The organism is Blautia sp. HCP3S3_B11 (assembly GCF_052064435.1).
GTDB lineage: Bacteria > Bacillota > Clostridia > Lachnospirales > Lachnospiraceae > Blautia_A.
Genome location: NZ_JBQHVP010000071.1, coordinates 1 through 330, shown reverse-complemented (window position 1 = coordinate 330; position 330 = coordinate 1). Strand labels below are relative to the sequence as shown.

Sequence of the window (330 nt, the reverse complement as noted above, 5' to 3'; positions counted from 1 at the left end):
TATCGGAAGGTGCGGCTGGATCACCTCCTTTCTAAGGAATGTTGGAAAAGTAGGTTGTAAATACAGCTGAATCAATCCAGCTAAAACGGAATTGGATACAGTAGGTTGTGAAAACAGCTGAATCAATCCAGCTAAAACGGAATTGGATACAGTAGGTTGTGAAAACAGCTGAATCAATCCAACTAAAACGGAAGAAGTAGAGAAGATGTGTTTTACTGTTTAGCTATCAAGCTGAAACATTTCTGGTGCCGATGCGGTTGGGGGACACACCCGTTCCCATCCCGAACACGACGGTTAAGACCCAATCGGCCGATGGTACTGCACTGGAGA

1 rRNA gene is annotated in these 330 nt (G+C 44.8%); it reads left to right on the top strand.

The window, feature by feature from the left end:
* Window positions 1-241: 241 nt before the first annotated feature.
* A 5S ribosomal RNA gene (gene rrf, locus ACTNC0_RS18295) occupies window positions 242-330 on the top strand; the annotation flags it as partial.